16 protein-coding genes are annotated in these 16,713 nt (G+C 48.7%); 8 read left to right on the forward strand and 8 right to left on the reverse strand.

Annotated elements, in window-relative coordinates; all coding sequences use genetic code 11:
• Nucleotides 1-79: 79 nt before the first annotated feature.
• The 4 genes from F566_RS0109790 to F566_RS0109805 all read right to left on the reverse strand — a co-directional run bounded on the left by F566_RS0109790 (nucleotide 80) and on the right by F566_RS0109805 (nucleotide 4,131).
• On the reverse strand, nucleotides 80-469 hold the full coding sequence (locus tag F566_RS0109790) for a DUF2721 domain-containing protein (protein ID WP_020406809.1): 390 nt from the start codon (nucleotides 467-469) through the stop codon (nucleotides 80-82).
• A 211-nt stretch (nucleotides 470-680) separates the two neighbouring features.
• Nucleotides 681-2,048 (reverse strand): sigma 54-interacting transcriptional regulator, encoded by a 1,368-nt coding sequence (locus tag F566_RS0109795; protein ID WP_020406810.1) that lies wholly within the window; start codon nucleotides 2,046-2,048, stop codon nucleotides 681-683.
• Nucleotides 2,045-2,572: a hypothetical protein gene (locus F566_RS0109800; protein WP_020406811.1), complete on the reverse strand. Its 528-nt coding sequence runs from the start codon at nucleotides 2,570-2,572 to the stop codon at nucleotides 2,045-2,047. Before F566_RS0109800 ends, F566_RS0109795 begins: the two co-directional genes overlap by 4 nt.
• A gap of 137 nt (nucleotides 2,573-2,709) precedes the next feature.
• Nucleotides 2,710-4,131 (reverse strand): sensor histidine kinase, encoded by a 1,422-nt coding sequence (locus tag F566_RS0109805; RefSeq protein ID WP_157496721.1) that lies wholly within the window; start codon nucleotides 4,129-4,131, stop codon nucleotides 2,710-2,712.
• A 322-nt stretch (nucleotides 4,132-4,453) separates the two neighbouring features.
• Here F566_RS0109805 and F566_RS36870 point away from each other — a divergent pair, with 322 nt between their 5' ends.
• From F566_RS36870 to F566_RS32475, 5 genes are all read left to right on the forward strand, one after another.
• Nucleotides 4,454-4,621 carry a hypothetical protein gene (locus F566_RS36870; protein WP_157496722.1) on the forward strand — a complete coding sequence of 56 codons (168 nt, stop codon included), beginning with the start codon at nucleotides 4,454-4,456 and terminating at the stop codon, nucleotides 4,619-4,621.
• Between the two features lie 51 nt (nucleotides 4,622-4,672).
• The gene (locus F566_RS32465; RefSeq protein ID WP_020406814.1) at nucleotides 4,673-5,335 is read left to right on the forward strand and encodes a BON domain-containing protein; all 663 of its coding nucleotides are present in this window, start codon (nucleotides 4,673-4,675) and stop codon (nucleotides 5,333-5,335) included.
• Nucleotides 5,336-5,389: 54 nt separating this feature from the next.
• Entirely contained in the window at nucleotides 5,390-5,953 is a 564-nt protein-coding gene (locus tag F566_RS32470) for an OmpA family protein (protein ID WP_020406815.1), read from the forward strand.
• Nucleotides 5,954-6,160: 207 nt separating this feature from the next.
• Complete coding sequence (locus tag F566_RS0109825; RefSeq protein ID WP_020406816.1) at nucleotides 6,161-6,562, forward strand: PA2779 family protein; 402 nt, start codon at nucleotides 6,161-6,163, stop codon at nucleotides 6,560-6,562.
• A 49-nt stretch (nucleotides 6,563-6,611) separates the two neighbouring features.
• Entirely contained in the window at nucleotides 6,612-7,595 is a 984-nt protein-coding gene (locus F566_RS32475) for a PA2778 family cysteine peptidase (RefSeq protein ID WP_157496723.1), read from the forward strand.
• Nucleotides 7,596-7,646: 51 nt separating this feature from the next.
• On the opposite strand, the gene F566_RS0109835 is transcribed toward F566_RS32475, so the two are convergent.
• Nucleotides 7,647-8,576: a LysR family transcriptional regulator gene (locus F566_RS0109835; RefSeq protein WP_020406818.1), complete on the reverse strand. Its 930-nt coding sequence runs from the start codon at nucleotides 8,574-8,576 to the stop codon at nucleotides 7,647-7,649.
• A gap of 153 nt (nucleotides 8,577-8,729) precedes the next feature.
• On the opposite strand from F566_RS0109835, the gene F566_RS0109840 reads away from it, so the two are divergent.
• Nucleotides 8,730-9,587, forward strand: coding sequence for a DMT family transporter (locus F566_RS0109840; protein WP_020406819.1), 858 nt, complete (start codon nucleotides 8,730-8,732; stop codon nucleotides 9,585-9,587).
• 111 nt (nucleotides 9,588-9,698) lie between these two features.
• On the opposite strand, the gene F566_RS0109845 is transcribed toward F566_RS0109840, so the two are convergent.
• Nucleotides 9,699-12,296: an autotransporter domain-containing protein gene (locus tag F566_RS0109845; protein WP_020406820.1), complete on the reverse strand. Its 2,598-nt coding sequence runs from the start codon at nucleotides 12,294-12,296 to the stop codon at nucleotides 9,699-9,701.
• Between the two features lie 173 nt (nucleotides 12,297-12,469).
• Nucleotides 12,470-13,096 carry a glycine-rich domain-containing protein gene (locus F566_RS0109850; protein ID WP_020406821.1) on the reverse strand — a complete coding sequence of 209 codons (627 nt, stop codon included), beginning with the start codon at nucleotides 13,094-13,096 and terminating at the stop codon, nucleotides 12,470-12,472.
• A gap of 187 nt (nucleotides 13,097-13,283) precedes the next feature.
• On the opposite strand from F566_RS0109850, the gene F566_RS0109855 reads away from it, so the two are divergent.
• Complete coding sequence (locus F566_RS0109855; RefSeq protein WP_020406822.1) at nucleotides 13,284-13,808, forward strand: aminoacyl-tRNA deacylase; 525 nt, start codon at nucleotides 13,284-13,286, stop codon at nucleotides 13,806-13,808.
• A gap of 56 nt (nucleotides 13,809-13,864) precedes the next feature.
• On the opposite strand, the gene F566_RS0109860 is transcribed toward F566_RS0109855, so the two are convergent.
• The gene (locus F566_RS0109860; RefSeq protein WP_020406823.1) at nucleotides 13,865-15,457 is read right to left on the reverse strand and encodes an autotransporter outer membrane beta-barrel domain-containing protein; all 1,593 of its coding nucleotides are present in this window, start codon (nucleotides 15,455-15,457) and stop codon (nucleotides 13,865-13,867) included.
• A 455-nt stretch (nucleotides 15,458-15,912) separates the two neighbouring features.
• Between F566_RS0109860 and F566_RS0109865 the strand changes: the two genes are divergently transcribed.
• Nucleotides 15,913-16,653: a substrate-binding periplasmic protein gene (locus F566_RS0109865; protein ID WP_020406824.1), complete on the forward strand. Its 741-nt coding sequence runs from the start codon at nucleotides 15,913-15,915 to the stop codon at nucleotides 16,651-16,653.
• Nucleotides 16,654-16,713 lie beyond the last annotated feature (60 nt).

Below are 16,713 nucleotides of genomic sequence, written 5' to 3' on the forward strand. Positions count from 1 at the left end.
ATTTGCGGTTCCGAAAGCCCATTGATATACGTTATCAGCTTATCCATTCAACCTTAACCTGAGCTGAAGAGCGGCCATATCAAAACTCTTCCAGATTATTCAGTTGTATGCTCAATGCGGTTCCTGAAATATGGATTTCAATCAGACTGATAACCAAAGAGATAAACAACAGCAACAGACTGGCTCCCAACAACCAACCACCAATAATTTCCCACTCTAGCAGCAACACGCCCATACTCAGCGTACAGCTGATGAACGCCAGAACTCCCATGGACTGCATCCAGCGAATTAACCGTATGCGCTTACGCAGGTGAAGGATTTGCTCCTTCATATGATGTTCCTTGGTTTCATGCAGTTGTCGATAAAGGGTTCGAATCAATTGCGCCAAAACCAGAAAACGGTTGGTATATGCCAGCAATAACAGGGAAATAGCCGGAAACAATAACGCCGGCGTTGTGATCTTCATCATGGAATGCTGATATCTCCTATTCGTCCGAAAGGCAAAAAAGCTTCCTGCTAAGTTTACCAGAAGTAGTCAATTTGCCTGAAAACACCAAATCGTGGCGCCGTCTGGGGCAGCCACCTGTATGCACCTCTCAGGCCCTGCCTGACGCGGCTTTCGGCTGCGCAGGTAAATCCTGGGGATACCCACATGCCGAAATCATAGCCATATGAAAAGGTCAGGACACATCCGACTTGTTTTTGAAAAGCTCTGGATCAATACCGTGTTTTTTTACGATTTTGAAGAAATCCGAACGATTCCGATCCGCCAATCTCGCCGCTTCCGGAATGCTTCCCCCTGCTTGATTCAGCAAACGCTCAACATAGTCTTTTTCAAATCTGCGCTTGGCTTCCGACAGGCTGACCTGAGTATCCTGAACTTTCTGCTTCTGCGGTAAAGTCTGAGATACGAGTTCTCGGGAAATAATCTGACTGGCGGACAGGGCATGGCATTTTTCGCTGAAGTTCATCAGTTCGCGAACATTTCCCGGCCATTGATAGGCGAGCAGGTATTCCAGAGCCTCGGGTGCCACACGTTTGGCCGTCTGGCTATAGCGCTCCCCCAACTGATCCAGAAAGTGGTTCAGCAAAACAGGTAGATCCTCGCGCCGCTCCCGTAATGGAGGAAGTTCAAAATTAACCACATTTAACCGGTAATAAAGATCTTCCCTGAAATTATTCTCTTCGATCATCTCCAACAGGTTTTTATGGGTCGCGGATATGATGCGTATATTGACGTTAACATACTCTGTGGACCCTACCGGTTTGATCTGACGCTCCTGTAATACCCGTAACAACTTTACCTGCAGGTGCAGGGGCATATCACCGATTTCATCCAGGAACAGCGTTCCTCCTTCTGCTGCGAGAAACAGGCCTTTATGATCTCTGCTGGCACCGGTAAAGGCCCCTTTTACATGTCCAAACAGTTCTGATTCCAGCAGCTCCTCCGGTATGGCTCCGCAATTAATAGCTATAAACGGGTGGCTTCGACGGGCACTGGATTCATGTATGGCGTTAGCCAATACTTCTTTTCCGGTTCCGCTCTCGCCCTGAATCATCACGTTGACGTCACTCTGCGCCACCAACCTCGCCTGCTCAAGTATCTGGAACATTTTGCTGCTGCGGGTGATAAATCCGGGTAGTCCATTCACGCTGGTTTCCGCACCTTTTTGCGAAGCTGCCGCTTTTTCCAGCGTGGCACGTAATTCTTCCCGATCAACGGGTTTGGTCAGAAAAGCGAATGCGCCTTTCTGTGTGGCGACTACCGCATCTTTGATGGAGCCATGGGCTGTCAGCATGATGACCGGCAAGCCTGGGTGTTGCTTCTGGATCTGATCCAGTAATCCCAGGCCATCCATTTCCTCCATACGCAGATCGGAAATTACCACTGCAGGTGGTCGACGGCGAATTTCCACCAGGGCTTCCTCTCCACTGCCTACCTGACGGCTTTGATAACCCAGCGCCTTTAACCTCATGGACATTAACTGCAACAACCCTGAGTCATCGTCCACAACCAGAATATCAGCGTGTTGTGAAGTATCTGTCATGGCTTTACCTCCTCCTTACGTTGACTGATGCCCTCTTCGATATCACTGATGGCTTCGATGGTTTCGTCGAGTTTTTTCTGCAGCTTTGTCAATTCGTTCAAATGAATCTGCTGGCTTTGGGAAAACTCAGCAATCATGGCAACCACGCGCCTGACAGAAGGCTCTTCCGTCGATGACTGCAGCAGGCTCTTTACTGCTATGGCGAGCTTGCCGGGATACAACTCCGGCTCACAACTGGCAATAAGTAACTGCTCAAAACGAAACGCGAGTGACTCCTGATCAAAGTTTTCCATTGCCTGATGACGTTCCTCCTCGCTTACGACACACCATCTTTCGCGGTGGCTCAGGATGGTATCACTATCAGGACTTTCCTCTGCGCCCAGTAATGGCGTCTCACCGATTTCTATCTCCGCCCGTTCTTCGATAAGGCTGCAGGCGCTCATGTTCATCACCAAACCTGCAGCGAGCGTCACCATCAGGAGAGCCCGGTATCTACGCAGGTTATTCAATAATCTTTCTTTCATGTAACTATGTTCCGCATTGATCCCCACCCTTAAGCAAAATATGTAAAAGCAGGGAGAACTATACATCCATCGAGTTGCTTAAATTTTCAACACCTCAAAATGGCTCATTTTCACTAAACTCTGAGGATTATCTACTACTAAAAAGTAATCTTTATCCTTGTGCCTCTGGGTTGGTTGTCCTGAATTTCAATCACACCACTCAATTGACTGACACATTCGCCGACAATTGCCAGACCCAATCCGCTACCTTTTGTAGAGCCTTCACGCTTATTGGTTCCCTGGTAGAAAGGAACAAATACCTTATCCCGTTCAGGCTCCGGAATTCCGGGTCCCTGATCGGCCACTTCAAACCACCAGCCCTGCGGCTCCGATCCCCAACTAACAACGACCCGGCTTCCGGTAGGTGAAAAATGCAGGGCATTGCTCAACAGGTTGGCAGCCACCATCTGCAATAGCATGGTGTCTGACTCCACATCCATATCCCCACCTTCCAGAGTGACTTCCAACTGCCTGGATCTGATCAGGCTGTCATAGTTTTCCCTGACCTGCTGCAACATAGGTCGCAGGGCGACTATTTCAGCGTTACTTCCTGCGGCCAGTCTGACACTGTTGAAATTCAGTAATTGATGGATCATTTCCTGAAGGCGGGCGGCATTATCCGACAAGATCGCGACCACACTGCGTTGTTCCGCCGTTAGAGGTCCGGGCACTTCCTCCTGCAACAGAGCGCTGGCTTCAAACATCGCAGCCAATGGAGTCTTCAGCTCATGGGTGACATGGCGAAGAAAAGTATTTTTCTGATTTTCAATGGTTTTCAGGGTTACCCGTAGCCAGTTCAATCTCTCCCCAAGCACTTTTAACTCCTGAGGACCTTCCAGTGCCGTAGACTGCTCCAAATCACCACGACCGATCAAACCAATGATGGTGGATAGGCGATTCATGGGTTTTGCCACCATATAGGTCCACCAGAATTGAAATCCAATCGACGCAGGAAGAGCCATAAATCCGAGGAAAGCCAGATACCACTGCGTGTTTTCAAACGCATCTTTCTGTTTTTGCAGCCCCTCACTGACCAGTGTATGAGTCAGGTCACTGATTCTGGATAAAATATCGGTGGCCTGGTTAAAGGTCTCCGTCAACTGACCTAAAGCCTTTGCCTGAGACGGTTCATTGGTTAAAGGCTCCAATGTGGCAGCACGCAACAATCGTAATAACCGGTCCAGACTCTGCTCCAGTTGAGCGGAGGCTGCAGCGCTTTTAAACGTCAGAACCAGTTGGCTCAGGCTGTCATATTTTTCCTGGTAGATCGTACCAAACCGCTCGTCCCGCAGAACCGCATACTGCCTGGCAGATCGTTCCAATTCTTTGACTTGGTCTTGTAATCCTACCAATTGACGATTCACCACAACCGCTGTTTCCACAAGCTCCTGTTGCTTACGGTTATGTTGCTCCATTGACCATATCGCATAAGCCACTGCCGCGATCAGTGGCAAGCTGGCCAGCAAAGTTCCCAAAGCCCACTGGCGGGCAAGGGGCATAGAGTTAAGAACGGACTTCATTGAAAACCTGATGATTCATTAACTGTTAAAAAACGTTCTTCACCTTACCCATTTCGGGTTCTCTCTACCATGGTTTCATTTTTGCAACACCATAACGTCATGATTATTAAAGAAATTTAAAATTGAGCATTTTTCACCCTGTTGCATAGTTGCAACAAACTACCAGACAGAACGATCAGACAGAAATCACGAAATTGATATAAATCATTGTTTATTAACAACTTAATCTAATTGGCACAAGAATTGATAGCTATTACTTCAGCGAAGCACGAAACACTCAATGAATTATGGATATGTCTTCGTTAAAAACGGGAGAACCCTTATGAAACCGACTCTCAGCTTCCTGCTCACAATACTGTCCTTGTTCGCTCTTGCACTGATTGCGACCCGCTCAGCGAAAAGACCGGGAATCAGCCGCAGCCCAATCCAAATTGGGAAAAAGCAGCATGACGTTATGCCAGGCAACAGGCAGCTGGAAGGTTTTCGTTAGGCGCATTACGAATGCCAATAACGAATTAGGTTATGGATACGGAGGATTACTATGAAAGCTGCCAATAGAAATCGCCATTTTAACTGGGTCCTGACAACGATTTTAATTGCTACGACCAGCATTGCCTGGCCAACCCGTGCAGACGACGGGAGTCAAAACAACCAGGCGTCAATGGAGCAGGCCGATTTAACAGCTTCAGCCAATAGCGATGACGACAATATTGAGGATCATTTCGTTGAGGGTTGGCGGGAAGGCGTGATTGAAACCCGCTATCTAATGTCCGAGTCCCTGTCAGCCATGGAGATTGAGGTTGTCGTGGATGGGGGCAAAGCCACATTGAGTGGAACGGTATCAAGCGAAATAGAAAAGCAGCTGGCGCAAGAAGTAGCTCTGTCCGTTTCCGGTATAGAAGAAGTAGATAACCAACTGACAGTGTCCCCTGATGAAGAAACGGAAAGTGCCGGATCAATAGATTCAGAGGCGGGGCATCAAGTGAATGACGCCATGATCACCGCAACGATTAAAGCACGTTATCTGGCAAGTCCACATCTGAACCCACTGGATATCAGCGTCACCACCGACAAGGGTGTCGTGGAGTTGGTCGGTGAGGTTGCTTCGGAAGCGGAAAGGGATCTTGCCTACTACATCGCTGAGAACACTAAAAACGTCAGAGAAGTCAATAACCGGGTTCAGCTTAACGCATCATCCAGCTAGCCCTTCATAAACACTAAAAACGAACAAAACAGTGAACTCCAAGGAGAAATAATCATGTTAACTTTGACACGTAACGTCGCAGTGCTGGCTTCCGTCATTCTGGTTTCCGCCTGTGCATCCAACCAGAATCCAGAGCCAGTTCCGGTTGAGCAAACCCCAGAGCCAGTCGTAACAGCACCAGTTGAACCGGAACCTGTTGTAGAAGAGGCGGAAGTATTCACTCCACCACCTGCACCTAACGCCAATATTGAGTTCGCTTTTGATTCCGCTGAGCTGACACCAGCCGAGAAAGCGGATCTGCAAGCCTGGGCTGACTACCTGAACGACCTCATGATTAATCGCGTTGAAATCCATGGCCATGCGGATGCGGTCGGAACAGAATCCTACAACCGTGACCTTTCTGCAAAACGTGCTTATGCCGCTTCTGAAGCTCTGAAAAGCATGGTAGATCACCCTATCGATATCTCTGAAGTGGCTCATGGTGAAACCGCTCCTGCGGCTGACAATGATACTGAGCAAGGGCGCCAGGTAAATCGTCGCGTTGAAGTTGTCATCCCGGAAGATAACAACAGTGTAGGCCTGTCAACCACACCAGAAACTGAAAATACTGAAAGCTAAGCAGCCTTCTTTACCTCAGTTTTCTGCTAGGCTTTATCAGGGAGTTATGTCTCCCTGAATCGCACCGGTCAAAATAGGCTTCAACGGTATTGCTGAAGCGGAGAGACACCCAAGGAGTCTGTTGACGTCTCATATGAAACGTCAACAGATTCCTGATCATGGAGCGAACACAAATCTTAAAATGTCATTTATAAAGAGGTAACTATCATGGAATTTACTCACAGATTGAAACGTCCAGTTTCAGTGGTTCTGGCCATATTCATTATGTTGCTGGGTTTACAGACGTCCGTCGTCCGGGCCGCCATGATCAGTACCGAATCCGAAATCCAAAGTGCACAGCACCAATATGACAGAGATCAGCTACTCCAGTTAACACAGTCAGACGAAGCACGGGATATTCTGTTATCCATGGGTGTGGCCCCAGAAGATGTAGAAGACCGGGTTAACAACATGACATCGGAGGAACTGGCCGAATTTAACCAACAGATTGACGAAATGCCGGCAGGTGCAGGTGTTTTAGGTCTCGTAGTTCTGATTTTTGTCATATTGATAGTGCTGGACCTGCTGGGAACCACCAACATCTTTCCAGTAATCAAACCCATTAACTAGCCGATATCCTGTTAATAACCCGATGCGTTACCCCGGAATTCTGCGGCTTGTGTCAATACTCACAATGTTGTGGGTTTCCGGGTGTGCTTTATATCCGCAATCCCGTGCCCTTTTGAGTAGCCCACCTTCAGACCTGCCAACAACCCACGAAATTACAGATATACCGTTTTTTCCTCAGGCCGAATATCAGTGTGGCCCCGCCGCATTGGCCATGATGCTGAATCATAGTGGTATCAGCATTCAGCCTGATTCCCTGACCAATCGCGTTTACGTACCGGGAAGAAAAGGAAGCTTCCAGCTTGAAATGACGGCAACCGCACGCAGCTTTGGGCGCGCAGTGTATCCTTTGAGACCGGATATAAAGAACATCTTGCTCGAAGTTGCACAAGGGCATCCGGTACTGGTTCTACAAAATCTGGGTCTATCCTGGGCACCAGTCTGGCACTACGCTGTTATTGTGGGTTACGACCTGAACGAGGCTGAAATATGGTTGCACTCAGGCACGGATGCGTATGTCCGTATGAACTTGGGTACGTTTGAGCGAAGCTGGCGTTATTCGTCTCCCTGGGCTGTCACCGTGCTGTCCCCAACACAATTACCTGCTACGGCCAGTGCGCTTGAATATGTAAAGAGCCTGCAGGATCTGGTAAAAACAGGACAGCTTACAGCGGCCAACAAAGGCTATCATGCTGCTGTCACACGTTGGCCGGATAGCGCACTGGTGAGATTCGGCCTCGGTAATCTGGCATACCAGCAGAAGGAATATGATCAGGCTGCTGCTGCATTTATTGATCTGGTAAAACAGCATCCGGATTACACCAGAGGCTGGAACAATCTTTCCTATGCGTTAGCCAGCATGGGTTGCAATCAGGCATTGGCCGCGGTTTCCTGTACGTTGAACCTGGCCAACAGAGCTAAAGAGAATAACGAGACTTCAGAACAGTTCCAGACGACTTCTCAGGATGTGCATTCCATACTCTCTGAAAGAAACATCACTTCAGCAATTTGCCCACAACTCCCAACCTGTCCCTGATGACCAGGCAACACTATTTTTTAAGCCATACCTCAACGTAGCTTCACCCGTTTATGACTTTACTGATTCAAAGCAATCTCTGAATCGCGGGGCATGAGTCACTTCCTGGAGGGTATCGGAAATAATATCGGCGAAGCGGCTGATTTGCGGAGCAGACACATGTACCAAATAAAAATCCGTCATTAACGCATGATAGCGTTCTTCCAAAACAGGCATTACCACACCATCCTGAAGCTCTGGAATCAGAACAAATTCCGGGAGTATTGCCAAACCCAATCCCTGCCTCACTCCTTCCGCCAGAGCAAAAGTATTTCCCAAACTGGTCTTATGCTCAATATCCTCCAGGGTCAGCTTTGACTGACCCAACAGTTGCTGCCAGCTGAACGATGTGTGTCTTCCCCTGACCAGTATTCGATGATTGGTCAGTTCTTCTATCGTGGCGGGGACGCCAAACTGATCCAGATATGATTGACTTGCAACAAGCTGCTTCCGTGACCTCAACAATCGTCGGTGACCGACCCCCTGCGGACCCGCCTGACTGCGAATGGCCAGATCAAACTGATTGGATACCAAATCCACCACATCATCACTGACATGCAAATTGATCCTCAGTAGAGGGGCCGTTTCCCCCAGACGAGCCATCACTGCTGGCATAACGACACTGCCAAAATCCACAGGAACGGTCATGTTCAATGTTCCCTTGAGTTCTTCACTGCCAAGACTTTCCAGCGTCAGCAGCAGCCTTTTTTCACACTCCAGGTATTCATCCACCAGCGCTTGTCCCGCTGCAGTGAGGTAAATGCGACTACCTGACTGACGAACCACCAGCAACAGATTGAGCTTCTGTTCCAGTTGCCGAATCTGATAGCTGACAGCAGCCTGAGATACATGAAGCCTTTCTGCAGCATGCGTGAAACTCCGGCAACGTGCCACTGCTGCCAGAAATGGTAAATGGCTGAACAGATGATGAGGTAAATTCATAAAATAATTTTATTTATTAAACGAAATAAACTCGTTTCACAAATGATGATGCTTTCAGCAATATAATCACGTCAACCTGTTTTCCCAAGACCTAACCACTAGCGTCAGAATCGAGAAGAACGGTCCTTTATAACTTATGAACGGAAACCAACTATGCGTGCGGTAATACTGGCCTTGGCCGGTTTTTTCAGTTTTACTCTCATGGACCTTTCCATCAAATGGCTATTGCAGGATTACTCCCTGGCTCAAGTCATTTTTTTCAATGGCCTTTTCGCACTCATTGGGCTGACATTCTGGATTCTTCCGCGTCCCAAAGTACTTCTAACAAGCCAACCGGCACTTCATCTGAGAAGAGCATTTCTGCTTTTACTGATCGATGCCCTGGCATTTTACAGCTATGGCCAGGTTCCGCTTGCTGAGGCTTACACGCTTATTCTGACCATGCCTTTGTTTACCGCCGCCCTGGCCATGATACTTCGTTACGAAGCATTTGACCTTCACCGTCTGAGCTTGGCAATACTCGGGTTTGCCGGTGTATGTGTTGTACTGTCGCCGGTATTCGGCAGTTTCCAGATTGCGCTTCTGGCGGCACTGGCCAGTGCCATCATTGAAGCCTTCACTTTTCTCATGGTCGTCAAACACAAGGAGCGGGAACATCCCCTCGCGTTTGCATTTTACGGCATGGCATTCATGGTCCTGGTCACAGGATTATGGCCCGGCTGGTCACTGGCGGGTTTTACCCTGGAGGCGTACCTGATTAGCGCGGGTGGCGGGCTATGCTACGCATTGGCAACGGCCTTTGTACTGTCCGCATTTCACTCCGGTTCGCCAAGTACAGTCAGCAGCATGCAGTATTCCCAACTGGTATGGGGAATACTGCTGGGTTTGTTGATATGGAATGAATGGCCGGCTGTAACCGCCGCTGTTGGCGGGTGCTTAATCGTATTCAGTGGCCTCCTGTTGATCAGGCGAGAGCATAAAACCAACCGGGAACTGGTAGATAATCTCTAATGAAGCAGGATAACCGGCGACCTGATACCTCTATACCTTTACAACTCTATATCTCTAACAGAGGACTATGTAGAGATATCAGGCTACCGGACTTATTTGGCAGACAACGAATCAGAAATGGTATGCCACTCCGACACTTAACACCGGCCAGTATTTGATATCCTCAAGGTCTTCCCGATTGATACGTTCCTCTTCCACCGCTATTTCTGAATCCAGTTGGGCTCTCAATGCAGGATTTGAATCAGCAACAGGACTATCCGCATCTAAAGATACGGTAGGGTTGTCCGTGAACATTACCCCCAAATCGGCACTGAACGACCAAGTTGAATCAGGCTTGACCGCGTTCCCCCAGCCGATGCCCACGTATGGAGCAAAGCTGCGGCTGTAGTCCAGCTCAGCATTCAAAGTGCCTACTTCCTCGGGGGTAAATGTCGAGTTACCAATCTCAACGTCCTCCGTCGGTTTTGCCGAGCCGCTGATATCATGCTGTAAGGAAAAGAAACCGCCACTGACCCGGAATCCACCATCCATAGGATGCCAATCCAGCAGAAATCCAAGTGACATCAGATCAAGGTCGATATCGTACTCTACGTCATCAAGCTTTTTATCGGTGTCATAGGGCAGCACAGAAGCCAACGTCCGGAAATTCAACCGCTCATTCCTGAGAGGAAAGGTAAGTGCCACACCTACACCGGTGGTCCCAACAAATGCCCCTGCTCCTACCCCTTGATTTTCCATGGTCTGGAACAGATTAAGTTCCTGGGAAGGCCCGCCAAACTCCATCCTGGCACCAAGTTGCCAGGTATCAAAGGAAACATCATCCTTCGACAGCATGGTGCCATAGCGAACAAAACCGGAAGTACCGTTTTTGAATACGCCAGTCACGGACAACCCTGCATTCACATAGGTGTCATCAGGTTCTTCGTTGATCAGCGTAAATGTCCCTGCTTGAGGCAAGAGCGCCAATTCGGCTTCGATAATGGGCGCCTCATTCTTGAAATCCTTGACCAGTTCCAGCTCAAACTGGGGTATCAATACACCAAAATCCAGACTGATCGCGTTGCTGGCACGACCACCAAATCTTCCCGTAAACGTATCTGTTGAGGTTTCATAGATATTCAGATCGAGTCCGGCATCATTACTTTCCCGATAACCATCGACAGTTCCTGAGCGATACTCAAAGTTGGTATATGCATCAAAAGTCCAGGACTGGTAGGCATGGGTATAACCGGTACCAAGCGCACCACTCAGACTATCGCCATCGGTGTCACCACTGGCATTCGTAGAAATGCCGCCAAAGCTGATGGTACGACGGGTATCGATGGACGACTGTCCATAGCCCAGTAACCAGTCGATATACCAATTCTGATTTGGGTAATAGTTTCCATAAAACGACAGGTTCCAACCATCAACATCCAACTCGGTCCCACCGCCATCTTCCTTGGTTTCAGAAGTGTTGTAACCCAGGGCAGTACCCATGACCAATTTATTGGTAAACCGATAATCGACCCCGGCCAGTATCTCCTGCCCATCCACATCAAAGCTGTTTTCTCGATTGCGAGACTCACCGTCGCCGTAGCTCAGGGTTCCTGTGATAAAGCCTCCCAGTCTTCCGGGGCTTCCCTCCTCACCTGCACTGCCTCCCTGTAGATAACCGTTTACCAGGTCACCAAGATGGACATTTTCGCCATTAATCTGAGCCTGTAATCCAGACAGACTGACACCGGGAATGCCTGTTCGCAATTCCTGCAGGCGAGCCCCGATAGTTTTGATCTGGCCGGCAGCAATTCCTTTCATTGAGTTGGCCTGCGCTCCAATCTGACGCAACAGGATTTCTTCAAGTGCAGCGTCCAGCTCTGATCCGCTAAGCCCTCTCAAAATACTGCAAGTCTGACTGAGTTCCGAATTTGTGGATCCGAAACTGGCATTATCATTTGCATCACAGGCCGACTGGAGAACTCCGGCCAGACTGTCTTGTGCGCTGTCATCACCTCCATTACCGATGGGATCAAGTGATGGTTCCAGCTGAATCGTGACGGTTGCGGAACCGCTCGTAGAGCCGCCATCCTGTACCAGACGGTAGTCAAAACTAGTAGTCCCCCCACCGCTAATATCCGCTGGCGGGGTATAGGTATACAGTCCTGTCACACCCGCTTCAGACAGCGTCCCCGAGTCCGGTTGGGAAAGAATTTCAATATTGACCCCGGAACTGGGACGAATGTCATTCTCCGCCGGAAACAGACTGATGGCGTCGCCACCGGTCACATAAGTGTCATCCACCGCTTCGAGGGTCGATGTACTGGAGACAATATTCAACGTCACAGTGGTGTCGTCACTGGTTCCCCTGATATCCCGGACCCTGTAGGTAAAAGTCACGACTCCGGAATATCCCGCACTAGGATTTACATTGATAGAGAATGAATCATCCGGATCTGCCTGTACAGTACCGGCACTGGAATCAGACAAACTACTAACGGACACAATACTGACATAGTCGATCGCCTCCTGGGTCGAAACCTCAAGACGGTCATTGGCCGTCACCACAATCGTTTCCGAGCCTTCAGTTGAATCAATCGTATATTTGTCCGGCACACCGGTAGCCGCCAGAGTTTCCGGCGATATCATGAATGAGAAGGCAACCAATAAAACAGCTGCCAGCAGAAAGGAATCCCGAAACTTCCTTGGGGAGCATGAGGTTTGTTGCATCATTTTTAGTCCGCCTTGTTGTTACAGAGAGTCACCGACGACTTACCAGGCTGGTACTGATAACAATGACGAATCGAGATTATTGTCAGAATAATGCTGTATAGATGTTCCAATTAGTGTAGAAAAGCTTTGCCGGATCGGAAAGAAATTAGCCGGTTTGATTCATATTTCGCAGTTTAATCTCCCCCACAACCACCTCCGCAGCCACTGTCACCACCGCAGCTGCTATCTCCTCCACAGCCGGAAGAACAGCCGATATGGCCAGCACAATACCCGCTACTGCCGGGTTGGCTGCAATTGAGTTCGTATTTAAATCCGTCAGCGATAGCGAGCTCAGAATCGATAGCAAACAGCAACGGAAGTCTGGAGGGCGACCTGCGGTCAATTTTCTCCCTGGCACAGGAAAGCCGCCAGGTCCGCTTAATTCCTTCCTGGGCCAGAATTGGAGAGGTCATGGCCTCAGCAGGAGTGTGGTGTAGAAACCGGCCCAAATAGCGACGACAAAACGTCTCATAAGCCCGGGTAAAAAGTATGAATTCATGCCAAGCCACATCCACTGCTTGAGAAGGCATACTCACCATGCGCCTTCCAGACTGGTTGCAAAGATGAAAATACTCTCTCAATCCTTCTATGACCTGATGACTCTGGTCTTCAGTAAGATGTGGATATTTTTGTCTGACTTTGCGGGACAGCACTTCCGGGAATTGAAATCGATCCAGCCTTAGCGCCCGATGTCTGCGGCGCAACATCTGCACAACGGCCATCAGGACAAGTACTGCAACAATGCCAATAAACCATTCCATCGTCTGATCTCTCGTACTCCAACTTCAAAAACAAATCGTTTATATGCTCCACCCACCCATATTGGATGCACGCTTATGCCCGGAAAGTATCATCAACTCCTGGCTGGATGGCTATAATAATAGAGCCATAGACTTAACCCTGCTTTGGCAGTTCAAGGGTTGATACCAGAGCCCGGAGGTGAACATCATGACTATTGCCTACCACGTCCGCACCTTTCTGAATGAACTTAATATCCGTTATGACATTGTCCACCATCCATACAGTGAAGGAGCAATACAGACAGCTATTTCTGCACAAATTCCGTTGGCCAACATGGCCAAAGCCATTATTCTCCAGGATCACGATGGCCATTGTCTGATGGCAGTGATTCCTTCCAATCACAAGTTAAAGGTCAGAGCACTGGAAAAACTGACCCAACGAGGACTTCACCTCGCGTCAGAGAGTCTGTTGTTTGATATCTTCGACGATTGCGAACCAGGTGCGATACCGGCCATAGGCCCCGCATACCGAATGGAAACCTATCTTGATGAGGAACTTCTGTCACATCCGGATATTTATCTGGAATGTGGGGACCATCAAAATGTGATGCACCTGGGAAAAGAGCAGTTTTCCCAGTTGATGGTCAATGCCAAAAAAGGTCAGATCAGTGCCTCCATGCAACCCGATTCTCCCTATCACGGCACTGATCCACGCTTTATCTGGACTCACTAGTTTTACTGAGCTCGCATTAAAGGCCTTAGACCTATCCTGAGTGACAGGGATGTCAGTTACAGCTCGTAGCGAACCCCCAGGTTGATCTGGTAAGCAGTGGTATTTTCATATCCCAGTATCTGGCTATAATCACCAAACAGTGACCAGCCTTGTGCGAGCACTGCAGAGCTCCCGACTCTTACCTGATAAAAGAGGTTTTCCTCACCTTCAGATCCCAGATCAAAAGTCTGTTGTGTCGGATCCTCAATGAAGACAAAGGAAACAGATCCGTAATTGTTACTTGTCTCATTGACTGCACTCACACCGGCATAGGGCACCAGTACCCCCCAGTCACGACTGATTGCATAGGAAGCATCAAGACCTACTTTAAACGTGTACTGCTTAAGGGTCTGTTTATCCACAGCCAGTTCATAACCCTGCCCTCCGGTTTCTTCAAAAGCATCGATATCCATACTGACGTAGTCTGCACGCACATAAGGCGTCAGGCTCAGTGCATCAATTGAGATCGGATAATCCGCCTGCAGACTGGTAAAATACTGGGTTGCATCGGTGTTTCCGTTGATATTGGCGTTAAAGGTTCCACCGGATTCCTGGTAGCGGATATTACGCTGTGTATCAAAGGAACCACGTTCGGTTCCTACCTGGACATCCAGGTTCAGACCACGCCAGTTGGTGGTGGAAAACAGGGTGACCGAATATAGGTCAGAGTTGGCAGAACCAGCAGCATCCAGGTAATCCAGATCATGTTTGGTCCAGCCGACGGCAATCCCTGCTACCAACGCTGGCGTAAAGCGGCGATCCACCCCCATGGTGACACCAGTGGCGGTATACTCGTATCCCGCCTCCAGGGAGGTGGCATCGCGCTCTACATCGGAATAGTGGGCACTGGCAAACACGCCATATTCCGGAAACGTGCTGTCGCCGGCTGCTCCACCATTAAAAGGCAATTCATATCCATTCAGGGAAAAGGCAACGGCTGATCCACCCGCTTTACGCTGCTGCATACGCTGGCCAATCTTGTCCATCTGCATACGTGTGGACTCAGAGGTTACCCTTTTCAACGCCAGCATTTCCTCCGGCGCTATCATGGTCATAATGTCATTGATCTGCTCCGGAGAGCTGTCTGCTATTTCCGCCAGAGCATTACAGCGGTCATTCAGACTGTTTGAAGAACCACCTAAAGCCAGTTCGTTACAGGCATTATCCAGGTTGGAGGCAACAGTCTTATTGGTCGTACCAGTAACTTCTGTTTCCAGGTCAGTCTCTTCTTCCACTGGAGTCTCATCCACCAGGGCATTTACGGTCACAGTCACTGTCGCAGTATCGGTCTCTCTTGCTTCAGTAAAACTGTCAACGGAGAAAATCGTATAGGTAAACGTATCCGTTCCACTAAAGCCCACATCAGGTTCGTAGGTCACTGTGGACGACTCACCGTCCCAGGTCACGGTACCGTTACCGGCATTTGATACGGAATCAACAAATATATCGTCGTTTTCCACGTCTGTATCATTGGCGACCAGATCAATAATGACGGCAGTATCTTCATCAGTTGCGACATTGTCATCCACGGCAACCGGCGCAGTTGCTCCAGCAACGGCGCTGAACATAATGATAGGCAGAATTGGGGAGACTCTTTTGAGTTTTTCCATCGTGATTCCTGTCTTCAATCCAATAACTTCATGAAATGAGCAACGACAACCATTGCTTCGACGATTTTTCAATTTCCGGCAATGCGTGTAGAGGGTCTGCTGATGTGTTCTGGCAACTGGGCTAGAGACTGCTGCCTAACTTCCCGACTCGATAAGACAGGTTTATACTTCAACAACGTTATCTACTGAACGAAATTTACGGACAAAAACAAATAATTTCAGCCTGCTAAACACCTGCGGCTGAACTTTCTAAACAACTTATCAGGCATAGCGCTGTTTTGGTCATTTACCCATCATCTACGGAGCGTGATTGTCCCTGCTTTTGCTTATCAGTTTCTCTCTCACCTGACTTTCGGGCACAAAAGGCTGATTGATATTTGATCAATATTTGCTATACCTAAGATCTAGAAGGTTCCGATCAATAGTACCTTAAATCCATCACAAAAGGTATCGTTATGCTGAGGATTTTAAACAAGGGACTAATCATCATAGGGATTCAATTTCTTTCCATACTTCTCATTAACCCTGCTGCAGCCAACCCGGTTAAAGTCTGTGACGACGGTGCAGAATGGCCTCCCTACATCTACTACGAACGGGAAAACAACCAGGTCAACAAGGACCAGTTAACAGGTGCCACCAAGGACCTGATGGACCGTATATTTTCTATTGCCGGCCTCGATTATTCCGTTGAGCTGATTCCCTGGAATCGGTGCCTGAATGAGGTGAAAAGCGGAACTCGCTATGAAATGTTGAGTAACGCCGGATCTAACCCTGAACGTATGGTCAACTACCACCGAAGCCTACCAATCTATTCGACAACTCCTGGCGTATTCTTCTCTAAAGCCAAGTTCCCCCAGGGGGTGAAGCTTTCTGGAGCCGGCGACCTCAACCAATATAAGTTATGCGGTATAAGGGGTTACAACTACGAAATGTATTTAAAAGCCGGCGTCAAGGATGAAATCGATATGGGTACGGACAGTGCACAGGCAACATTCTCCGAAGTTCTCAGTGGCCGTTGTGATATTTTCCTGAGCATTATTGAACCCATCTTTGGTGCCGTTGCTATTGGCCAGTATACATTGGACAGTGATCTTTCCCACGAGGCTGTGCCGGGCATTGAGCCAACTAAGTTTTACCTTTGGGTTTCCAGAAACTCACCTAGGGAGGCTCTGAATAACTCCCCAAATCAGTCATAATACGGCCAACTTCACTCATCAGGAATACTATCCATGGATCAGATGACTTTCTCCGAAGCT

Origin of the sequence: Hahella ganghwensis DSM 17046 (assembly GCF_000376785.1) — a bacterium.
GTDB lineage: Bacteria > Pseudomonadota > Gammaproteobacteria > Pseudomonadales > Oleiphilaceae > Hahella > Hahella ganghwensis.